The organism is Janthinobacterium sp. PAMC25594, from assembly GCF_019443505.1.
In the GTDB taxonomy this organism is placed as follows: Bacteria; Pseudomonadota; Gammaproteobacteria; order Burkholderiales; family Burkholderiaceae_D; genus Janthinobacterium.
The window spans coordinates 1,895,015-1,917,281 of record NZ_CP080377.1 but is presented as its reverse complement, the minus strand read 5'-3'; the positions used below and the strand labels follow the sequence as shown (position 1 = coordinate 1,917,281).

Sequence of the window (22,267 nt, the reverse complement as noted above, 5' to 3'; positions counted from 1 at the left end):
ATTTCAGAACCAGGGATAGTTGATGACCTCATTTCGTACCCGTATCGTCAGGCCCCGCTTGACCTTGGCCCTGGCCCTGAGTGGCTTGACGGCGAGCTTGCTGTGGCAGCCCGGCGCCAGCGCCGCGCCCGCCGTGCGCAAGGTGGACGCCGTCAGCCAGGCGGCCCCGTTGTCGCTGGGGGCCGATATCGCCCGGCTGGGTCCGCCGATCCGCTTGTCCGTCGGCAAGTCGACCTTGCGCAGCCTGACGCGTGCCGTCTCGCAGATCGCCGTCAATGATCCGAAGGTGGCGGGCGCCAGGCTGCTGGGCAGTTCCAGCGAGCTGTATATCTGGGGCCTGGCACCGGGCAGCACCAATCTGATTCTGTGGGACAAGGATCACCGTCCCGTGATCGTCGATATCGAAGTCGGTGTCGATGCCGACGGCTTGCAGGCGCAGCTGGCGCTTGTGTTTCCCCGTGAAACAGATCTCAAGGCCAGCTCGGCCGGCGGCGCGATCGTGCTGACGGGCATGGTCTCGGATGCCGTCAAGGCCAGCCAGATCATGGCCATGGCCACGGCGTTCGCACAGCGCGGTGCCGGCGAAGCGGCGGCGCCCGTTGCGACAGCGGGTGTGATGCCAGCGCCCGCTGCCGCCGGTGCCGCCGGTGCTGGCGCGGGCGCCGCGGGCGTGAGCGTGATCAATATGCTGACCATCGCCGCGCCGCAGCAGGTGATGCTGGAAGTAAAAATTGCCGAGGTCTCGAAAACCCTCGTCGACCAGCTGGGCGCCAGCATCGGCGCGCGCGCCAGCAGCGGCAACTGGACTTACAGTTTCCTGTCGAACTTGTTGAGTGGCAATCCCAGCATGATCGATGGCTTCAACGGTAAAAACGGCAATTTCCTCACGCTCGATGCGCAAAAGCGCGACGGCCTCGTGAAAGTGCTGGCCGAACCGAACATCATGGCCATCAGCGGCCAGGAGGCCAGCTTCCTGGCCGGCGGCAAGATCTACATTCCCGTCTCGCAAGACAGCGCCACCAACAAAATCACCCTGGAAGAAAAGGAGTTCGGTATCGCCGTCAAGTTCACGCCCACCGTGCTCGATGGCGGGCGCATCAACCTGAAGGTGGCGCCGGAAGTGTCGGAACTGAACAAGGACGGCATCGGCATCAGCACGGGCGGCACCGCCGGCCGCGCCATCCTGCCGGCGTTTACCACGCGGCGCGCCACCACCACGGTGCAATTGTTCGACGGCCAGAGCTTCGCCATCGGCGGCTTGATCAAGAACAACGTGACCACGAATATCAAGGCGCTGCCGATGCTGGGCGAGATTCCCGTGCTGGGCGCCTTGTTCCGCAGCAGCGATTTCCAGACCGACCGCACCGAACTGGTGTTCATCATCACGCCGCATCTGGTCAAGCCGCTGGCCAGCGACTACGTGCTGCCGACGGATGCCTATGTGGCGCCAAGCCGCGCGCAATTCTTCCTGCAAGGGAAGATGGAAGGCAATCCCAAGGCGCCGCCAGCGGCCGACAAACAACCGGGCGCCGCAGCGGCGACTGGCTTCGACATTCAATAGGAGAGTGAGCATGCAGCGTCCTCCATTCCTTCCCCTGCTGTGCGTGCTGCTGGCGTCGTTTGCCGCCAGCGGCTGCGCCACCACGCCGCACTTCGACCGCAACTTTGGCCGCAGCGTCGATTTGCTGCGTGCCCAGCAAGTGATCAACCCGCAGGCGGGACTGAACCGCGACCCGGTGACTGGCCTTGATGGCACGGCGGCGGTGGCGGGCTACAACGCGTACCAGAAGTCGTTCAGCGCGCCCGTGCCGCAATCGGGCGGCATGACGATCAGCCTCGGACGCCAATGAACATGTCACCGTTACCACAGAACAGGCAAGGCATATCGTGAAAATCGCCATCATATCCCGCGACGAAAAAGCATTGGCCGAGCTGGGCAGCCTGGTCGGCAACCGCAATCCGGCGGACGACGTCGATGCCCGCAGCGGACCGCTGGAGCAACTGTATTCGGCGCAAGAGCTGCCCGATGTGCTGATGTTCGACCGGCCCGGCAACGATGGCGCCGACCTGGCCGCCATCGAGCGGCTGAGCAATCAGTTTCCGCGCCTGGCCGTCATCCTGCTGTGTCCGCAGCATTCGCCCGAATTCCTGCTGCAAGCCATGCGTGCCGGCGTGCGCGAAGTGTTGCCGTCGCCGGCCGCCGCCGCCAGCATCTACCCGGCGCTCGAGCGCATCGAGGAGAAACTCGAGCGGCGCGACAATGGCAATGGCAAGGTGCTGGCCTTCATTTCCTGCAAGGGCGGCAGTGGCGCCACCTTCATCGCCACCAACCTCGGCTATGCCCTGGCAGCCAGCGGCCACAAGCGTGTTGCCCTGCTGGACCTGAACCTGCACTTCGGCGATGCCTCGCTGTTTGTCTCCGAGAGCAAGCCGCTGGCCACCCTGTCCGACGTGACGCGCGACATCCACCGCCTGGACCCGTCCTTCCTCGCTTCGAGCATGCTCAATGTGCTGCCCAATTTCAGCGTCCTGGCGGCACCGGAAGACCCGGCCCACGCCAGCGAAGTGCTGCCCGAACATATCGACGCCATCATCAAGCTGGCGCGGCGCCAGTATGATTTCGTGGTGCTCGACGTGGGGCGCAACCTCGATGCGGTCAGCGTGCGTGCGCTCGACCACGCGGACCTGATTTTCCCCATCCTGCAAACGACCTTGCCGTACATCCGCGATGGCAAGCGCCTGCTGGGCATGTTCCGTTCGCTGGAATACGACAAGGACAAGGTGCGCCTGATCGTCAACCGGCACGACAAGGGCGGCGAAATCCGCTTGCAGGACCTGGAGGCGGCGTATGGCACCACGATCGACCGCACGGTGCCGAATCATTATGCGTCGGCCGCCGCATCGGTCAACCAGGGCATGCCGATCTTGCAGCTGGATAAGAACAGCCCCATCACGCGCTCGCTGCAGGAGTTTGCCGCCAGCCTGACGGGCGTCAGCGTCGAAGCCGTGCCGCAGGGCTGGCTGAGTCGTATGCTGCGGCGCGCCTAACACCACTCGAACAGGAATTCTTTTATGGCAACTTCTCCCGCCCCCAGCCTGTCGATCCGCGAGCGTCTCGGTAACGGCAAGATCGCTACCCTGACGCCGCAGCGCGCGCCGTCCATCGACAACCGCAGTTACCGCGAGCTGAAACAGCGCATTCACGCGCTGCTGCTCGAGCGCGTCGATCTGGAAAGCATGCAGCGGCTGACGCAGGAACAGATCCGCGACGAGTTGCGCGGCCTGGTCGAGCGCCTGCTCGACGAAGAAGCCGTGGTCATCAATGATGTCGAGCGCAAGAACCTGACGCGCGACATCCGCAACGAGATGCTCGGTTTTGGTCCGCTGGAAACCTTGTTGTCGGACCCGACCGTGTCGGATATCCTCGTCAATGGCCACAAGCAAGTGTATGTCGAGCGGCGCGGCAAGCTGGAATTGACCGATGTCGTGTTCAATGACGATGCCCATCTGATGAAAATCATCGACAAGATCGTCTCGCGCGTGGGCCGCCGCATCGACGAATCGAGCCCCATGGTCGATGCGCGCCTGCCCGATGGGTCGCGCGTCAACGCCATCATCCCGCCACTGGCCATCGACGGACCCGTGATGTCGATCCGGCGTTTTTCCGTCGATCCCCTGCGCCTGGCCGACCTGGTCGCCTACACCAGCATGACGGCCGAGATGGCCGAGGTGCTGCAGGGCTTGGGCAAGGCGAAGATGAATATCCTCATTTCCGGCGGCACGGGCAGCGGCAAGACCACCATGCTGAATGTGATTTCCGGCTTTATCGGCCATACCGAACGCATCGTCACGGTGGAAGACGCGGCCGAGCTGCAATTGCAGCAGCCGCACGTGGTGCGCCTGGAAACGCGCCCGCCGAATATCGAAGGCAAGGGGGAAGTGTCGCAGCGCGCGCTGGTGCGCAATGCCTTGCGGATGCGTCCCGACCGCATCATCCTGGGCGAGGTGCGCGGCGCCGAAGCGCTCGACATGCTCGGCGCGATGAACACGGGCCATGAAGGCTCGATGGCCACCATCCACGCCAACACTCCGCGCGACGCCATTACGCGACTGGAAAACATGATCAGCATGGCGGCCGCCAACTTGCCCAGCAAGGCCATCCGCCAGCAGATCAGCTCGGCCATATCGGTGGTGGTGCAAGTGTCGCGCCTGATCGACGGCAAGCGCAAGGTCACGTCGATCCAGGAAATCACGGGCATGGAGGGCGATGTCATCACGATGCAGGAAATCTTCAGTTTCAAGCAGACGGGGGTGGGGGAGAGCGGGGCGGTCGTCGGGTATTTCTCGGCCAGCGGCATCCGTCCCCATTTCCTGGAACGCCTGAAGAGTTTTGGCATCGGCATTTCCAGCGCGGTCTTCGAGCCGACCGGCAGCGGGCGCTGACGCGGCATGGGCTATCTCTCGTATCTGGTGTATCTGCTGATCTTCCTGGCGGTCATGCTGCTGGTCGGCGCCGTTTACTTCAACCTGCAGTCGCGCGGCGCCGGCGCTGGGCGCGTGGCGCGCCGCTTGCTGGCGATGAACACGGCCAGCGACGACGCGCAGAAAACCGTGTCGATCACCAAGAACCGGCAGCTCAGCTCGCATGCGGGCGTACAGGGCTTGCTGGAGGCACTTCCCGGCGTGCAATGGCTGGATCGCTTGCTGCTGCAGTCGGGTAAGAACTGGAACGTGGGCAAGCTGCTCGGCTATTGCCTGTTGGGCTTGCTATTCGGGCTGCTGCTGGGCAGCCTCAGCCCCTTGCCCTGGTATCTGCGTCTGCTGCTGAGCCTTGCCTGTGCGGCGCTGCCGTTCTTGCTCGTGATGCGTGCCAAGGCCAGCCGGCTGGTGCGCATCGAGCAGCAGTTGCCCGACGCCCTGGACATGATGAGCCGCGCCATGCGTGCCGGCCACGCCTTTCCCACGGCCCTGAAAATGGTCGGCGACGAGATGACGGGTCCCCTGGCCGATGAATTCCGCGCCGTGTTTGACGAAGTCAATTTCGGCGTGGCGATGTCCGATGCCCTGTCGGGCCTGGCGGCGCGCGTGCCCAGTACGGACCTGCGCTATTTCGTCATCGCCGTGCTGATCCAGCGTGAAACGGGCGGCAACCTGACGGAGTTGCTGAACAGTATCAGCGCCATCATCCGCGACCGCCTTAAATTGATGGGCCAGGTGCGCGTGCTGTCGGCCGAAGGGCGCATGTCCGCCTGGATACTCGGTTCGCTACCCTTCGCCGCAGCCCTGATGATGCAGGTGATTAACCCGGATTTCCTCGCCGTGTTGTATACGGACAGCGGCGGTCGCAAGATGGTCGGGGGCGCCTTTGGCATGCTGGTAGTGGGCGTCTTTGTGATTCGCAAGATTATCCGCATTCGCGTGTGAGGCCATGAGATGAGGCAGTTGACTATACGGAAGGTGGCGCGATGAGCGGCATGCAGATAGGCTTGTTGGTGGTGTTGTTCCTGATCGTGTTCGGCATCGTCCTGGTGCTGGCGCGTTTGTTTGCGGGCAACGCGGTGCAAATGCGCCTCGATACCCTGGACGTGCAGAAAATAGATACCGGCAAGGCTGGCCGGATGAACCAGCGCTGGCTGGGACACCTGATCAGTCTGACCCGTCCGCTGGTCAAGCTATCCTTGCCTGAAGAGGGTTGGGAAGTGTCGCCCATCCGCATCCGCTTCATCAATGCGGGCTGGCGCAAGAGTACCGCACCAGCGCTGTTTTATGCGGCCAAGACGGGGCTGACCCTGCTGTTTCCGCTGCTGGCATATCTGCTGCTGCGCCATGGCGACCACCAGCTGTTCCTGTGGCTGGTGCTGGCCGCCGCCCTCGGCTATTACCTGCCCGACTTCTGGCTCAAGCATTGCCTGCAAGAGCGGCAGCGCGAAATCTTCGAAACCTTTCCCGATGCGCTGGACTTGATGACCGTCTGCGTCGAGGCGGGCCTGGCGATGGATGCGGCGCTGGCGCGCGTGGCGCAGGAAATTGGCATGAAAAGTGAGATCCTGGCCGAGGAGTTGCAACTGGTGACGCTGGAGCTGCGCGCAGGCAGCGCCAAGGACAAGGCTTTGCGCAACCTGGCCCTGCGCACGGGCGTGGAAGACGTCGACGCGCTGGTGACCCTGCTGATACAGGCGGAGCGTTTCGGTACCAGCATCGCCGCCTCCTTGCGCGTGCAATCGGACCAGCTGCGCACCAAGCGGCGCCAGCGCGCCGAGGAAACGGCGGCGAAGATTGCGCTCAAGCTGCTGTTCCCCCTGATTTTCTTCATTTTCCCGTCCTTGCTGGTGGTGCTCATGGGGCCTGCCCTGCTGCAGATCCGCCGCGCCCTGTTGCCAGCGATGGGGGCGGTATGAGGCTGCCATTCAGCCGGTTTGGGATGGCAGGCTTGTATATGCTGGCATTCCTGCTGTTGTCGGGCTGCACAGCCAGCCATGCTCCGCCGCAGTGGCAAGTCCAGGGCGTGCAGCGCATCAGTCATTCCGCCGGCCAGAATGCCGCCACGTATTTTGAACTGGGCAAGTTTTACCAGGAGCGGGGCCAGCTTGCGCTTGCCGCCGAAGCCTATGCCGCCTCGATCGCCCTTGACCCGCAGCAACTGGCGGCGCGCAATGCGCTGGCCGTGCTCGACGCGCGCCAGGGCCGGCTTGAACAGGCTGCCACGGCGCTGCTGGTGCTGGTACGCGACTTCCCTGCGGCTGCCCAGCCGCTGAATAATCTCGGCTATGTGTATTACCTGCAAGGGGAGCTGGCGCAAGCGTCCGGCATGCTCGAGCAGGCCATGGCGTGCGATGGCGGCACGGCACTGGCGCGCAATAACTTGCAACTGGTGCAGGCGGCGCAGCTGGCGTTGGTGCCGGCCGCGCCAGCCGCGCCAGTCGTGGCCGTCGCGCCGGAGGCGCCGGCCGAGATCGAAATCATCAATGGCAATGGCATACGCGGCATGGCGGCGCAGGTGCGCTTGCGCGTGCAGGCGCGGGGCATGGCGGTCAGCCGGCTGCGCAACCAGCCCGGTTTTCGCCAGGAGCGCAGCCAGATCCTGTACGCGCCCGGCCACGCACGCCAGGCCGATGCCTTGCGGCAAGCCCTGGCGCAGCGGGGGGAGGCCATGCCACTGGTGGCCGTCGCCAGCCTGGGGCGCGGCGCCGGCATCCGCCTGATCCTGGGGCGCGACCAGGCTTGAACAAGATAGCAGTAACACATGATCAGCAGCAAAATAACAGGGAGAAGTACATGTCTGGATTGATGAGTAGCGGTGTGTCGGCGCGCTGGGCGCTGTGTCTGGCTGCCGGCACGGCAGTGACGTTGCTGGCCGGCTGTGGCGGGGGCGGTTCCGGCAGCAGCGATTGCAGCACCTTGGACCCGAGCCGCAATCCGAACCTGCCCGGCTGCGTGGTGCCGCCCGTCACGCCGGTGGTTCCCGTGACACCCGTCGTGCCGTTGCCGGCGACCCTGGCGCTGAGCCTGAAAGACGGGGCCGGCAAGGCGACCACCTCGGTCAGCCCTGGCAACAGCGCCACCGTGCAAGCCGTCGTGAAGGATGGCAGTGGCGCCGTGCTGCCGGGCGTCTTGCTGATCTTGAACAGCAGCGACAAGAGCGCCAGCTTCACCCCGGGCGCGGCCAGCGCCCTGACGGATGCGAACGGCGTGGCCAGCATCGTCATCGCTGCCGGCAGCCAGAGCGGCGCTTTTGCGCTGACGGCCAGCGCCACGGTGAATGGCAGCGTGTTGACGTCGAATATCAATTACACGGTGGTTTACCCGACCCTGACACTGGGCGGCGTGGGCGTCGTGCCGGCGACCCTGTCGGCGGGCGGCACGGCCGGCCTGAGCGTGACGGTGATGAATGGCGCGGCCGTGTATGCGCCGGTACAGTCGGTCATCTTCAGCTCGCCTTGCGCCAGCGCCGGCAAGGCGGTCATCAGCAGCCCCGTGAATACGGTCAATGGCGTGGCCAGCACCTCGTATATCGACAAGGGCTGCGGCGCGCCGGACGTGATCACGGCCAGCACCGTCTTCAATGCCACCACCTTGAGCCAGGCGGGCACCCTGACGGTGCAGACGGCCGCTGCCGGCCAGATCGGCTTTGTCTCGGCGCTGCCGCAAAACATCGCCCTGAAAGGCACGGGCGGTGCGGGCCGACAAGAGTCATCCATCGTCACCTTCAAGGTGCTCGACAGGAATGGCAATCCCGTCAGTGGCCATGTGGTTGACTTTTCGCTGAACACCACGGCTGGTGGCCTGAGTCTCAATCCGGCGCAATCGACCAGCGGCGCCGATGGCAGCGTCAGCACCACGGTGGCCTCCGGCACCGTGAACACGCCGATCCGCGTCACGGCCACCTTGCAAGGCACCAGCCTGTCGACGGTGTCGGACCAGCTGGTGGTGTCCACCGGCGTGCCCGAGCAAGACAGCTTTACCTTGAGCACGTCCATGTTCAATACGGAAGGCCGGGATTATGCCGGCTGCACCGCGCCGACGGGTGCCACCATCACGGCGCGCCTGGGCGACCACTTCCACAATCCCGTGCCCGATGGCACGGCCGTCAGCTTCACGGCCGAAGGCGGTACCGTCGATGCGTCCTGCCTGACGGGCCTGGTCAACACTACCCTGACGGACGGTACGGTGATCACGCAGAAGGGCATACCGGGTTCGTGCAGCGTGCGTTTTTGCCCCGGCAACCCCCGTCCGCTTGACGGCCGCGTGACCATCCTGGCATACGCCTTGGGCGAGGAAAGTTTCGCTGATACGAATGGCAATAATCTGTTCGACAGCGGCGAGACGTATGTCGACCTGGGCGAGCCGTTCCGCAATGACCGCGCCATCGTTGGCAACAATGCCAATTTCAAGGATGACGCCTACAGCACGGGCAATGCCGTGCGCGCCGATGGCGAACCCATTATCGATTCGAACGGCAACGGAAAATGGGACGCGACGGGCGACAAGCAGTACAACGGCGTGCTGCGGTCGGCGTCCAGCGTCAACACCACGGCGGCCAATACCGTGCATATACGCCAGGCACTGGTGCAGGTGCTGTCGGGCAGCACGGCGCGTTTCACGCCGCTGGGCGCTGCCACCATTGATCTGGACAAGTGCGTCGATGGCACTGTGTTCGAGAACAAGGTTCACACCTTCCAGCTCGCCATCCGCGACGACAATGACACCGTGTTTGTGATCAATGGCAAGGATGTGACCAAGCGGGCGTTTGACTTGCCCGGTAATCCGCTGCCGGCCGGCACGACGATCAGCTTCTCGGCGAGCAATGGCAGCATCGTCAGCGGCGCCAGCTTCGTCGTGCCGAGCATGGACAGCGCCAGTTCCGCCAACTGGATCTATCCCGTGCAGATGATCAGCGACGTGACCCAGATCGGCACCGCGTGCCAGCCGAACAGTGTGCGCAACGGCCTGTTGACGGTGACGGTACGTACGCCGAATGGCATCCTGACGTCGGCGTCGTATGGCGTCAGCGACTGATCGCTATACCTGCGGGCAATAAAAAAGCTGCCGGAGTTTCCTCCGGCAGCTTTTTTTACATCAGAGCGCGTCTGGCGATCAGGCGAAAGGCGTCAGCAGGGTGATCATCTGGCCAAAGATCTTCGGGCTGGCGGCGATGACGTCGCCCTTGTACAGGTAGTCCGATTCGCCGGAAAATTCACCGACGATGCCGCCCGATTCCGTGATCATCAGGGCGCCGGCGGCGATATCCCAGGGCTTCAGGCCTTTTTCGTAGAAGCCGTCCAGGCGGCCGCAAGCGACGTAGGCCAGGTCCAGCGCGGCCGAGCCGGCGCGACGCACGCCCTGGCTGCGTTCACCCATGATCGCGTACATCTTCAGGTATTCGTCCAGCGCGCGGGCGCTGCCGGCCACGTAGCCGGTGCCCAGCAGGGCGTTCGAGATGCGGTCCAGCTTGGTGACGCGGATGCGTTTTTCGTTCAGGTAGGCGCCGGCGCCCTTGGTGGCCGTGAACAGGTCGTTGCGTACCGGATCGTAGATGACGGCTTGCGTGACGACGCCGCGATGCGCGAGCGCGATCGAGATGCAGTACTGCGGGAAGCCGTGGATAAAGTTGGTGGTGCCATCGATCGGGTCGATGATCCACTGATATTCATTCTCGTCGTGCGAGTTGGCGGAAGCTCCCGATTCCTCAGCCAGGAACGCGTGGTCCGGGTAGGCTTTGGACAGCACCTCGATGATGGCTTGTTCGGCCGCCTGGTCGACGTCGGTGACGAAATCGTTATGTTGTTTTTCCGTGACGACGACGCGGTCGAGGTCAAAAGAGGCGCGATTGATGACGGCGGCGCCGCGGCGGGCGGCTTTGATCGCCGTGTTGAGCATTGGGTGCATGTGAGCTTCCGTTAAAAGCACGCGACCGCCCATGGCCGCCTTGCGGCGCCGGTACGATAGAGTGCAAGAATGAATTAAAGAGCGGAGCGGTGCCGAAGTGGTTAAAATCCCGGCCTGGCGTCAGCGTTTTGTGACTCCGTTTCCCGAAATTTCCTGTATCGATACCGCGCAATAGCGCTATTTTAAATGAATCTGCCCGAAATCAACACGTCTCTTTTCACACGCCTGCGATTTATTCTTGTCGAAACTAGTCGTCCTGGCAACATTGGCGGCGTCGCGCGCGCCATGAAAACGATGGGGTTTTCCGATCTGGTGCTGGTCAACCCCCGCTTCCCCGATGCCTTGACGGATGCGGAAGCGGTGGCCTTTGCCAGCGGCGCGCAGGATATTCTGTCCGGCGCGCGCATCGTCGGCTCGATCGCCGAGGCGCTCGAAGGCTGCAATTACGCGGCGGCCGTGTCGGCCCGTCTGCGCGAATTCTCGCCGCCCGTCACGGCCCCGCGCGCCATCGCGGCCCAGCTGGCGGCCGGCGAAGACTTGCACGCGGCCGTCATCTTCGGCAACGAGCGCTTCGGCTTGCCCAACGAGATCGTCGAGCAGTGCAATGTGCTGATCAACATCCCCGCCAATCCCGAGTACTCGTCGCTGAACCTGTCGCAGGCGGCACAGGTCGTGGCCTATGAATGCCGCGTGGCGGCCCTCGGCGATGGGCAGCTCGCCAGCCCCGTCGGTTTTCATGGCGACGCGGCCAGCCTGGCGCAGGTCGACGGCATGTACGATCACTTGCAGCAGGCGCTGGTCGCCATCGATTTCCTCGATGCCGACAACCCGAAAAAGCTGATGCCGCGCTTAAAACGCCTGTTTTCGCGCACGGGGCTGGAGACGGAAGAAGTCAATATCTTGCGCGGCATCGCGCGCCATATCCTGGCGGTCGCCAAAAAAGGCCCATGATCGAGACGCGGCTGCTGCGCCAGTTCATCGCCGTCGCCGAGGAGCTGAATTTCCGGCGCGCGGCCGAACGGCTGCACATGGCGCAGCCGCCCCTGTCGCAGGCGATCCTGCGGCTGGAAGACTTGCTCGGCTACCCCGTATTCGAGCGCACCAACCGCAAGGTCAGCCTGACGCCGGCAGGGGATGCTTTCCTGGCCACGGCGCGCCAGGTGCTGGCCAGCCTGGAAGAGGGCGTGGCGGCCACGCGCCGCGTGGCGCAGGGCATCGAGGGGCACTTGCGCCTGAGTTTCATCCACTTCACGCCGTATGCCCACGTATTGCATGCCTTGCGCGCCTTCCGCGCCGCCTCGCCCGCCGTGCAATTTACCTTGCGCGAAGCGTCGACGCAGCAGCAGGTCGAGTGGCTGGAAAAAGGCGAGGTCGATATCGCCCTGCTGCGCGCGCCGGGCCGCAGCACGCCGGGCTTGCGCTTCGAGCGCCTGTCCGGCGAAGACATCGTGATCGCGCTGCCGTTCAACCACCGCTGCGCGGGCCAGGCGCGGGTGGACCTGCTTGACCTGGCCGATGACGATTTCGTCGCCTCGCCGCGCGACCTGGGCCAGGGTTTCCACGACCAGCTGGCCAGCCTGTGCCTGCATGCGGGCTTCGTGCCGCGCGTGGCGCAGCAGGCGCGCCGCTTGCAAACGGTGCTGGGCCTGGTGGCGGCCGGTTTCGGCGTGGCCCTGCTGCCGGCCAGCCTCGCCGCCTGCGCGCCAGCGGGCGTGGTCATGCTGCCGCTGCACAGCGATGCGCCCGAGGCGCTGCGCCAGCTCGACCTGTACATGGCGTGGGATCCGCAGCGCACGTCCCCCGTGCGCGAGCGGCTGCTGGCGCAACTGCGGCTGTCCGCCACTCAATGAGACTTAAATTGAGACGTCAAGCGTCTCGTTTCAAGATAAATAAGATATTTTACAGATGACGGCCCAGGGGCCAGCATGGCGTTTTTGATTGTCGGGAATTGCCATGTCCATCGTTTCATCGCGCAGCCGTGCGCTGCCTCCCTCTATTTATTGGCTGTCGCTGTGCAGCTTTGCCTTCGGCCTGTGCGAATTCATCGCCGCCGGCCTCTTGACTCCCATGGCGCGCGACTTGCACGCCAGCGTGGCGGCGACCGGCGGCGCCATCGCCGCGTATGCGCTGGGGGCGGCCATCGGCGCGCCCGTGCTGACGGCCCTGCTGGCGCGCCGCCCCACGCGCCAGATCCTGGTGGCCACCATGCTCGTGCTGGCGGCCGGCAGCGTGGCCATGGCGGGGTCGCCGGCACTGGGCGCGCTGCTGTGTGTGCGCTTTGTCGTCGGTCTGGCGCATGGGGTGTTCATGGCCGTCGCTTCGCACGCGGCCACCAGCCTGGTCGACCCGTCCCGCGCGGGCAGGGCGCTATCCATCGTCTGGCTGGGCCTGACCCTGGCGCTGGCCGGCGGCGTGCCGCTGGGGACGTGGCTGGGCGCCGTCGCGTCGTGGCGCTGGGTGTTTACGGCCATCGGCGTGCTGGCCCTGTGCGGCGGCGCCGGCTTGCGCTGCGCCATGCCGGCCGCGCGCCAGCCGGCCGCCGCCACGCCGGCCCTGGCCAGCCTGCGCGCCATCCTGCAGCCGCCCCTGCTGCTGGCGGCCGGGGTGGCGGCGCTGGTCAGCGTGGCCACCTTCAGCTTTTTCACGTATGTGTCGCCGTTCCTGCTGCAAGTGGGCGGGCTCGATGCGGGCTGGCTGAGTGCCGCCATGCTGTGCTTTGGCGCGTGCGCCATCGGCGGCAACCTGCTGGGCGGCTGGTGCGCGGATCGCCCTTCCGCGTTGCGCGCCACCGTGCTGGCCCTGGCCGCGCTGGCGCTCAACCTGCTGGGCTTTTATGTGCTGCGCGCGCATCGGTTTGCCATGCTGGCCCTGTGCGGCACTTTGGGCATGCTGTTCTTTGCCCTCGTGACCCTGTCGACCATGCGCCTCCTGCGCCTGGCGCAGCGGCATTGCCCGGGCAGCGACGCGGTGGCGGCGGGCCTGAATATCGCCGCCTTCAATGCGGGCACGGCCGCCGGCGGTGCGCTGGGCGGTGTGCTGATCGTCGCCTTCGGCTTGCCCGGCATCGCCATCGGCGGCGCGCTGGCGGCGCTGCTGGCCATGCTGCTGCTGTGCTTCCAGTCGCGCAAACTAGACGCGCCGCTCTAGTTTTTGCGTTCAAACGCCCACTGCCTTTGGCGTACACTGGCCTGCAAAAGGCCGTACAAAACAAGGAGACACATGGGATTGCAACGCAGATCGTTTCTGAAACTGGGCGTGCTGGGCGCCTGTGCGCTGGCCGCCGGCGGCGCCGCCTACCGCGCGCTGCGGGGGCCGCCGCCGCCGGGTCGCTTCGTGCTCGATGGCGCGGCGCGCGCGGCGCTGGCGGCCATCGTGCCGGCCATGCTGGGCGAGGCCTTGCCGCACGGGGGCGATGCGCGCAGCAAGGCCCTCGACGACGCCATTGCCGGCGTGGACACGGCCATCCATGGCTTGCCCCTGGCGGCGCAGCAGGAAGTGCAGGATTTGTTTGGCTTGCTGGCGCTGGCGCCTGCGCGGCGCTTCGTCGCCGGCGTAAAAGATGGCTGGCGCGAAGCCGATCCCGTCCAGGTGGCCGCCTTTCTGCAGGCATGGCGCACGCACCGCCTGGCCACCCTGCAGACGGCCTACCTGGCCCTGCACGACCTGATCCTCGGCGCCTGGTACGCCGATGCCGCCCACTGGGCAGCCATCGGCTATCCGGGACCGCTGCCCGAACTGAGCGCATAAGGCATCCATGAGCACATCCCCTATACCCGATCCCATCGCCATCGGCGTGGCCGCCGGCTGGAACGTCACCGACGCCAGCACCCTGGCCGCCGACCGCAGCTTCGAGGCGGACGTCGTCGTCATCGGCAGCGGCGCCGGCGGCGGCGTGACGGCGGAAATCCTCGCGCTGGCCGGCCTGAAAGTCTTGATCGTCGAGGAGGGCGGCCTGAAGTCCTCGAAAGACTTCAAGATGCGCGAAGCGCAGGCCTATCCCGCGCTGTACCAGGAATCGGCCGCGCGCAAGACGCGCGACAAGGCCATCAACATCCTGCAGGGGCGCACCGTCGGCGGCTCGACCACCGTCAACTGGACCTCGAGCTTTCGCACGCCGCCCGGCACCCTGGAATACTGGCGCCAGCATTTTGGTTTGTCCGGCTATTCCGTGGACGCCATGGCGCCGTGGTTCGCCATGATGGAAAAACGCCTGCACGTGAGCGACTGGGCCGCGCCGCCCAACGAAAACAACGATTTATTGCGCCGTGGCGCCACGGCGCTGGGCATCCCCACCGCCGCCATCCGGCGCAATGTGAACGGCTGCTGGAACCTCGGTTACTGCGGCATGGGTTGCCCGACCAACGCCAAGCAGTCGATGCTGGTGACGACGATCCCCTCGGCGCTGGCGCTGGGTGCGGGGTTGCTCGTGCATGCGCGCGCCGAGCGTTTCCTCTTCAAGGGCGAGCGCATCGACAGCCTGCAGGTGACGGCGCTGGACGCCGCCTGGCAAGTACCCACAGGCGTGCGCCTCACCTTGCGCGCCAAACACTTTGTGCTGGCCGGCGGCGCCATCAACTCGCCGGCGCTGCTGCTGCGCTCGCAGGCGCCCGACCCGCATGGCTTGCTGGGCCAGCGCACCTTTTTGCACCCGACGGTGATCTCGGCCGGTCTGTTCCCCCAGCGCGTCGATGCCTATGCGGGCGCGCCGCAGACGATTTATTCCGACCATTTCCTGCACACGGCGCCCATCGATGGTCCCATCGGCTACAAGCTTGAGGCGCCGCCTTTGCACCCGCTGCTGATGGCCACCACCATGGGCGGCTTCGGCGACGAACATGCGCGCACCATGCGCGAATTCCCCCATGCGCACGGTTTGCTGGCGCTGCTGCGCGACGGCTTTCACCATGAGGCGGCGGGCGGCAGCGTGTCCATCGACAGTTTCGGCGCGCCCGTGCTCGACTATCCGCTCACGCCCTTCATCTGGGATGGCGTGCGGCGCGCGCTGCTGTCGATGGCGGAAATCCAGTTCGCCGCCGGCGCGAAGAGCGTGTATCCCGTACACGAGCTGGCCAGCCACTATACGAGCTGGGCGCAGGCGAAGCAGGCCATCAACGGCTTGCCGATGAAGGCGCTGCTGGCGCGGGTGGTCTCGGCCCACGTGATGGGCGGCTGTGCCATGTCGGACGATGCGCGCCTGGGCGTGACGGGGGCCGACGGCCGCTACCACGGCGTGCGCAACCTGTCGGTGCACGACGGCTCGCTGTTTCCCACCTCGATCGGCGCCAATCCGCAATTGACGATCTATGCGCTGGCCGCGCGCCTGGCCAGCGGCCTGGCGCAAGCGGTGACGGGCAAGCCTGCGCCCGTTCCCATGCCTGCCTCGGCCACGGCATGATCGCGCGCATCCTCAAGTGGCTGATGCTGCTGCAAGTGCTGGCCGTGCTGGGTTTTGCCTACCTGGCCATGCATGCGTGGGGCGTCGCGTCGCCCGTCATGGCCGTGCTGCTGGCGCTGGCCATGCTGCTGGCCGTGCGCGCGCTGATCGTGGCGCGCAATTTCTGGCAGAGCCGGAGTTTTGGCAGCCCCGTGCCACAGGAATATCAGCTCGGTGTCCGGGGCGCCGCGCGCCTGTTCCTGGGCGAGTTGCGCGCCACCCTGTGGACGTCGTCGTGGGGCATGCTGCGGCCGCGCCTGCATGCGGCCGACTGCATCACGCCTGGCCAGGGCCTGCCGGTGCTGCTGGTGCACGGCTATGTGTGCAACGGCGGTTATTGGACAAAGCTGAGCCGGCAGCTGGCGCAGGCGGGCATCGTGCACAAGGCGATCGACCTGGAGCCGATCGATGCCAACATCGATGGCTACGTGACGCAAGTGGAGCAGGCGCTGCAGGTGTTGTGCACGCTCACGGGCAAGTCGCAAGCCATCATCGTCGCGCACAGCATGGGCGGCCTGGTGGCGCGCGCCTGGCTGCGCCATTACGGCGCAGCCCGCGTGGCGCGCATCATCACCATCGGCACGCCGCACCACGGCACGGCGTTGGCCAACTTGGCGGCGGGCACGAATGCGCGCCAGATGAGCCGTATCGGTGGCGCGCCCAGCGGCTGGCTGGCGCAACTGGCCGCCAGCGAGGCACCTGAAACGCGCGCCCTGATCACCTCGATCTATTCGCACCACGATAATATTGTCGCGCCGCAAACTTCCGCGCACTTGCCCGGCGCGCGCAATCTGGCCTTTGGCGCCATCGGCCACGTGGCGCTGGCCAGCGATGCGCGCGTGCTGCGCCAGCTGCTGGCGGAAATCACTATCAAGTACGAAGTCGCCCAGTCCCCGTCTGGCCTCCATTTTTCCTGAATTCTGTTGTGTTTTATCAGCATGGCAAGACTGTCTCTTTTGACTCTGCTGTTGCCCATGTTTAACAGGTGCTGGCCCAGAAAATGCTGTTTTCCACTGGCGTACTGTATTAAGCTAGCATCACGAAGGTGACGGTCAGCAATGATTGCCGAGACCGTATATGGCGCGCCACGGCGATCCGCATGCGAGATATTTGCGGGGATGCAGGGCAGGATGTCGTAGGATTAGCATGTTGCCGCGCAAGCGGAAAGATGAGTGCAGGCAAAAAATGAGTTTATGCAGTTTTCATGGGGGGTGCTAATTGTCCGCACGTATCCTGATTATCGAAGATAACGCCACCAATATGGAATTGATGGTGTACCTGTTACGTGCCTTCGGGTACACGCCGCTGGCCGCCTATGACGGCGAAGAGGGCGTGCGCATGGCGCGCAGCGAATTGCCGGACTTGATCATCTGCGACGTGCATTTGCCCAAGCTCGATGGCTATGGCGTGGTGGCCGAGCTGAAGAAAGACCCGCTGCTGCGCAAGATCCCGGCCCTGGCCGTGACGGCGCTGGCCATGGTGGGTGACCGCGAACGCCTGCTCGAAGCGGGTTTCAATGGCTATATCGGCAAGCCGATCGAGCCGGATCTGTTCGTGGCGGAGCTGGAATCTTTTTTACCCGGGGCGCCGTCGACGCCAGTTAAAAACGACATAGCTACCATCTTGATCGTTGACGATCATGTGCTGAACCGCGAATTCCTGACCGCACTGCTGGGCTACGGCGGCCACCGCCTGCTGGAGGCGGCCAATGGCGCCGACGCGCTGGAAGTGCTGCGCACCGAGCGGCCGGACCTGATCATCTCCGACATCCTCATGCCCAACATGGACGGCTACGAATTCGTCACGCGCGTGCATGCCGATCCCGCGCTGACCGACGTGCCCATCATTTTTTATACGGCCACCTACCGCGAGCAGGAAGCGATCTTGCTGGCACAGGCATGCGGCGTGCGCTGGGTGTTGCCCAAGCCGTCCGATCCCGAAGTCATCGTGCGCACGGTCAACGAGGCGCTGGGACTGATGCCGGCGGCCGTCCAGGCGTCCGTTGTGCCGGGCGCGGGCGGTGCTGCGGGCCTTCCCGTCACTGGCAAGCTGGCCGCCATCGATCACCAGGTCAGCGGCTACCTCGACGAAGTCGAGTCCAGCAGCCAGCAGATTTCGCAGCTGGCCAGCCAGCGCGAAGGCCATGCCGCCATGCCCGAAGACCTGGGCATCATGACGGAGCGTTTGTCGCGCTCTCTGTCGAGCCTGCAAGCGGTGAGCCTGCGCCTGACGGCCCTGATCGAGCTCGGTATCGAGCTGGGCGCCGAACGCGATCCGCGCGCCTTGATCGAAGCGGGCTGCAAGGTGGCGCAGAATATCTGCGTCTCCAGGTACGCCTGCATCGGCGTGCTGGAAGAGGGCGCCGAAAAGCTCAGTTATTTTTCCTCCTGCGGCGCCGAGAAAGACCTCGAGCGCATTGCCAGCGCGCCGCGCACGGGCATCCTGAACCGCTTGCTGGAACAGCGCCAGCCCTACCGTGTCAATGGCTTGAAGGGCGACCCCGGCGCGCTGGGCCTGCCCGACACGCACCCGCCCGTGCACTCCTTCCTGGGCGTCGCCATCGCTTCGCGCGAGCGCAGCCACGGCTGGCTGTACCTGGTCGACAAGCTTGGGGCGAATGAATTTTCCGAAGTCGACGAGCGGGTCGCCGCCACAGTGGCGGCGCAGATCGCCGTCGCCTACGACAACCTGCTGCTGTACGACGAGATCAAGCGCCACCACGAGCAGCTGACCCTGGACATGGCGGCGCGCATCCGTCTCGATGAAGACTTGCGCCGCTTCCGCCTGGCGATGGATGCCACGGCCGACGCGATTTTTCTCGTCGACCGCGCCGGCATGTGCTTCGTCGACGTCAACCAGACTGCCTGCCGCATGCTGGGCTTTGAACGCGAGGATTTCCTGCGCGTGGGGCCGGGGCGCGCGAGCGAGGGCGAGACCCAGCTGGAAGAACTGTACAACAAGCTGCTGGCCGGCGACCAGGGCGGCCCGATGACGGAATTGCAGCTGCAGCGCAAGGATGGCTCGCCGCTGTCGGTGGAAGTGCAGCGGCGCACCCTGCGCTCGGGCCAGAGCTGGATCCTGGTGGCCGTGGCGCGCGACATCACCGAGCGCAAGGATGCCGAGCAGCGCCTGATGAAGCTGGCCCATTTCGATACCTTGACCGGCTTGCCGAACCGCAGCCAGTTTTACGCCTCGCTGACCCATTCGCTGTCCCAGGCGGCCGAACACCAGTGGGCCGTGGCCGTGCTGTTCATGGACATCGACCGCTTCAAGAATATCAACGACACCCTGGGCCACACCCTCGGCGACGACCTGCTGCGCCAGTTTTCCAGCCGCCTCGTCGATTGCCTGCGCGTGCGCGATACCATCGGCCGCTTTGGCGGCGATGAATTCGCCACCATCCTGGTGCTGCCGGAAGGCATCCAGCATGCCGTGGGCGTGGTCGACAAGATCCGCGAAGCGATGCGCAAGCCCTTCGACTTGCAGGGCCACGAGGTGACGGTGACGGTCAGCATCGGCATTTCCGTGTTCCCCGAAGACGGCCTCGATGCGGACACCCTGATTCAGTATGCCGACACGGCCATGTACCGTGCCAAGGAGGCCGGACGCGATGCCTTCCGCTTCTTCACGGCGGAAATGAACGCGCAATCGATGGCGCGGCTGGACATGGAAAATGCCCTGCGGCGTGCCATCGACAACGAGGAATTCGTGCTGTTCTTCCAGCCCAAGGTGAATATCATCTCGGGGCGCATCAGCGGCGCCGAGGCGCTGATACGCTGGCGCCGCCCCGGCCACGGCATGGTCTCGCCGGCCGTGTTCATCCCCCTGCTGGAAGAAACGGGGCTGATCGTGCGCGTCGGTAACTGGGTGCTGGACGAAGCCTGCAAGAAGATCAGCGAATGGGGCGCCAGCAGCATCGGCCCCGTGCACCTGTCGGTGAATGTGTCGGGCATCCAGTTCTTCGTCGGCGGCCTGGAAGAAGAGGTGCTCAAGGCGATCAGCAAGCACGATATTGCGCCCGACCTGCTGGAACTGGAGCTGACGGAAAGCTCGCTGATGTCGAATGCCGAGGAAACCATCGCCGTGCTGCGCAACCTGAAGGCGCTGGGCATCCAGATTTCCATCGACGATTTCGGCACCGGCTATTCCAGCCTGGCCTACCTGAAGCGCTTCCCCATCGACAAGCTGAAGATCGACATCGCCTTCGTGCGCGAAGTGACCAGCAATCCCGATGACGCGGCCATCGTGCTGGCCATCATCAGCATGGCGCACAGCATGAAGCTGGAAGTGATCGCCGAAGGCGTGGAAAACGATGCGCAGCTGGCTTATTTGCGGCGCCACGGCTGCGACGAGATGCAGGGCTATTATTTCAGCCGCCCCGTGCCGCAGGAAGAATTCGAGCAGATGCTGATGGCGGGCAAGCTGCTGCAGGCGCCGCACGATGACGGCAGCGAAGAGCAGCAAACCTTGCTGATCGTCGACGACGATGTCTTCATGCTCGACGTGCTCAGCGACTTCCTGGCGCAGGACGGCTACCGCATCCTGACGGCGCAGACGGCCGCCGAGGGCTTCGACATCCTGGCGCGCCACAAGGTGCAGGTGATCCTGTGCGACCAGTGCATGCCGCTCATGAGCGGCACCGAATTCATGGAACGGGTCAAGCACCTGTGCCCCGACACTTTCCGCATCATGTTGTCGGCTTTTGCCGACCTGACGCCCATCATGGCGGCCATCAACCGCGGCGCCGTCGACCGCTTCTATACCAAGCCGTGGAAAGGCGCCGTGCTGCGCGAGAACATCCGCGAAGGCTTCCGCCTGCACAAGCTGCTGCATGGCCCGGTGAAAGCGGCCGCCTAGGCACTTGCCGTGCAGGTCGCTGTGTGCGCTGGCGCACGTTGAGAAGCAGCTTTCCATCGAATTAGACTCCCGTCTCTAGTTTTGCTCTCTAGAATAAAAAGCATCCATGAAGTGGCATGGCCTTTCATATGACGGGAGCGGGCGATGGTGAAGAAATTGAAGGAATTGGCGGAAGACAAGGAATTGGCGAGCACCGTGCGCTCGTCCGCGCAGCAGATCTGGCAAGCGGGCCTCGGTGCCTTCGCCAAGGCGCAGGAAGAGGGCGGGCGCGTGTTTTCCAAGCTCGTCAAGGAAGGCACGGAATTCCAGAAGCGCGCCGAAGACAAGGTGGCCGATGTCGGCGACAGCGTCGGCAAGCTGGCCGATGGCGTGGGCAAGCAGGCCAGCGGCTCCTGGGACAAGCTGGAACAGGTGTTTGAAGAGCGCGTGGCGCGTGCCCTGGCCACCATCGGCGTGCCGATGCAAAACGATATCGCCGCGCTGCACGCCAAAATCGATGCCTTGAGCTTGCAGGTGGCGGCGCTGTCCGCCAAGGCCGCGCCGGCGGCCAAGCCGAAGGCGGCACCGAAAGCCGCACCGAAGGCGGCCGTCGCCAAGGCCCCGGCCAAGCCGGCAGCCAGGGCCGCGCCGCGCGCCGTAGCCAAGCCAATAAGCAAGCCAATAAGCAAGCCGGTGAGCAAGCCGGTGAGCAAGCCGGTGAGCAAGCCCGCCGCCAAGCCGACGGTGAAGAAAAAAGCGCCGGCCGCTTGAGCTGGCGCAACATCCCTCCAGCCTGCTCGCGCAGGCTTTTTTTTGCCTGCGCTTTTCGCCGGTGCCGTGGGGCGTAGTGTTTCATTACGGCTATCTTAGGTGGTATGCTTGAGGCAGAACACAGAGAGATTGCCCGCCATGCTACAAAAAGCACCACGCCGTACCCGCGAACGCATCCTGGAGTTGTCGCTGCGCCTGTTCAATGAGTTTGGTGAGCCGAATATCACGACGACCGTGATTGCGGAAGAGATGAATATTTCGCCGGGAAACCTGTATTACCACTTCCGTAACAAGGATGACATCGTCAACTCGATCTTCGTCCAGTTCGAGGCGGAAATCGAACGCATCCTGACCGTGCCTGACGGACGCCGTTCGAATATCGAGGATGTCTGGCTGTATTTGCACCTGATGTTCGAACTGATCTGGCGCTACCGCTTTTTCTATCGCGACCTCAATGATTTGCTGTCGCGCAACCGCAAGCTGGAACTGCACTTCAAGCTGATCCTGGCGCACAAAATCAAGGTGGCCACGCAGCTGTGCGAAGATTTGCGCAGCGAACAGTCTTTGGAAGCGTCGGACATGGAAGTGGCCGCGATGGCGACGAATATGGTGGTCGTCGCCACCTACTGGCTGTCGTACGAATATGTGCGCAATCCGCGCAAGTACAGCGAGCAGCAATCGATGTCCGATGCGCTGGCACGCGGCTGCTACCAGGTGCTGTCGCTGATCGGGCCATATTTGCGCAATGAAACGCATTTGCTGTTTCGCAAACTGTCGGAAGAGTATGTGACCAAACTCAAGAACGACTGACGCGGCTGCTGGCGCCACGTCGTCATTTAC

Annotated in this window: 18 protein-coding genes; 17 read left to right on the top strand and 1 reads right to left on the bottom strand. The window is 64.5% G+C overall.

Annotated elements, in window-relative coordinates:
* The first annotated feature begins 22 nt into the window (after positions 1–22).
* From KY494_RS08430 to KY494_RS08395, 8 genes are read left to right on the top strand one after another with little or no spacing between them, the layout of a single operon-like run.
* Complete coding sequence (locus tag KY494_RS08430) at positions 23–1,561, top strand: type II and III secretion system protein family protein (protein WP_219890604.1); 1,539 nt, start codon at positions 23–25, stop codon at positions 1,559–1,561.
* 10 nt (positions 1,562–1,571) lie between these two features.
* Positions 1,572–1,850, top strand: a complete 279-nt coding sequence (locus tag KY494_RS08425) for a pilus assembly protein (protein ID WP_219890603.1) — start codon at positions 1,572–1,574, stop codon at positions 1,848–1,850.
* A 37-nt stretch (positions 1,851–1,887) separates the two neighbouring features.
* The gene (locus KY494_RS08420; RefSeq protein WP_219890602.1) at positions 1,888–3,048 is read left to right on the top strand and encodes an AAA family ATPase; all 1,161 of its coding nucleotides are present in this window, start codon (positions 1,888–1,890) and stop codon (positions 3,046–3,048) included.
* Positions 3,049–3,096: 48 nt separating this feature from the next.
* Positions 3,097–4,443 carry a CpaF family protein gene (locus KY494_RS08415; protein ID WP_375143480.1) on the top strand — a complete coding sequence of 449 codons (1,347 nt, stop codon included), beginning with the start codon at positions 3,097–3,099 and terminating at the stop codon, positions 4,441–4,443.
* A gap of 6 nt (positions 4,444–4,449) precedes the next feature.
* Complete coding sequence (locus KY494_RS08410; protein WP_219890600.1) at positions 4,450–5,424, top strand: type II secretion system F family protein; 975 nt, start codon at positions 4,450–4,452, stop codon at positions 5,422–5,424.
* A gap of 41 nt (positions 5,425–5,465) precedes the next feature.
* Positions 5,466–6,398 carry a type II secretion system F family protein gene (locus tag KY494_RS08405; protein WP_219135638.1) on the top strand — a complete coding sequence of 311 codons (933 nt, stop codon included), beginning with the start codon at positions 5,466–5,468 and terminating at the stop codon, positions 6,396–6,398.
* 38 nt (positions 6,399–6,436) lie between these two features.
* Entirely contained in the window at positions 6,437–7,225 is a 789-nt protein-coding gene (locus tag KY494_RS08400) for a LytR C-terminal domain-containing protein (RefSeq protein ID WP_219890599.1), read from the top strand.
* A 50-nt stretch (positions 7,226–7,275) separates the two neighbouring features.
* Complete coding sequence (locus KY494_RS08395; protein WP_219890598.1) at positions 7,276–9,516, top strand: Ig-like domain-containing protein; 2,241 nt, start codon at positions 7,276–7,278, stop codon at positions 9,514–9,516.
* A gap of 78 nt (positions 9,517–9,594) precedes the next feature.
* Here KY494_RS08395 and KY494_RS08390 read toward each other — a convergent pair whose 3' ends face one another.
* A complete protein-coding gene (locus KY494_RS08390; RefSeq protein ID WP_035826389.1) occupies positions 9,595–10,377 on the bottom strand; it encodes an inositol monophosphatase family protein in 783 nt (260 codons plus the stop codon).
* A 195-nt stretch (positions 10,378–10,572) separates the two neighbouring features.
* On the opposite strand from KY494_RS08390, the gene KY494_RS08385 reads away from it, so the two are divergent.
* From KY494_RS08385 to KY494_RS08345, 9 genes are all read left to right on the top strand, one after another.
* A complete protein-coding gene (locus KY494_RS08385; protein WP_219890597.1) occupies positions 10,573–11,337 on the top strand; it encodes an RNA methyltransferase in 765 nt (254 codons plus the stop codon).
* On the top strand, positions 11,334–12,236 hold the full coding sequence (locus KY494_RS08380; RefSeq protein WP_219890596.1) for a LysR substrate-binding domain-containing protein: 903 nt from the start codon (positions 11,334–11,336) through the stop codon (positions 12,234–12,236). Before KY494_RS08385 ends, KY494_RS08380 begins: the two co-directional genes overlap by 4 nt.
* Positions 12,237–12,339: 103 nt before the next feature.
* A complete protein-coding gene (locus KY494_RS08375) occupies positions 12,340–13,533 on the top strand; it encodes an MFS transporter (protein WP_258194745.1) in 1,194 nt (397 codons plus the stop codon).
* A 72-nt stretch (positions 13,534–13,605) separates the two neighbouring features.
* The gene (locus tag KY494_RS08370) at positions 13,606–14,133 is read left to right on the top strand and encodes a hypothetical protein (RefSeq protein WP_219890595.1); all 528 of its coding nucleotides are present in this window, start codon (positions 13,606–13,608) and stop codon (positions 14,131–14,133) included.
* 7 nt (positions 14,134–14,140) lie between these two features.
* Complete coding sequence (locus KY494_RS08365) at positions 14,141–15,781, top strand: GMC family oxidoreductase (protein ID WP_219890594.1); 1,641 nt, start codon at positions 14,141–14,143, stop codon at positions 15,779–15,781.
* Positions 15,778–16,737, top strand: a complete 960-nt coding sequence (locus KY494_RS08360; protein ID WP_219890593.1) for a triacylglycerol lipase — start codon at positions 15,778–15,780, stop codon at positions 16,735–16,737. Before KY494_RS08365 ends, KY494_RS08360 begins: the two co-directional genes overlap by 4 nt.
* Positions 16,738–17,038: 301 nt before the next feature.
* The gene (locus KY494_RS08355) at positions 17,039–20,677 is read left to right on the top strand and encodes an EAL domain-containing protein (RefSeq protein ID WP_219890592.1); all 3,639 of its coding nucleotides are present in this window, start codon (positions 17,039–17,041) and stop codon (positions 20,675–20,677) included.
* 144 nt (positions 20,678–20,821) lie between these two features.
* Positions 20,822–21,427 carry a phasin family protein gene (locus tag KY494_RS08350; RefSeq protein ID WP_219890591.1) on the top strand — a complete coding sequence of 202 codons (606 nt, stop codon included), beginning with the start codon at positions 20,822–20,824 and terminating at the stop codon, positions 21,425–21,427.
* A gap of 138 nt (positions 21,428–21,565) precedes the next feature.
* A complete protein-coding gene (locus KY494_RS08345) occupies positions 21,566–22,237 on the top strand; it encodes a TetR/AcrR family transcriptional regulator (RefSeq protein WP_034758777.1) in 672 nt (223 codons plus the stop codon).
* Positions 22,238–22,267: the final 30 nt, after the last annotated feature.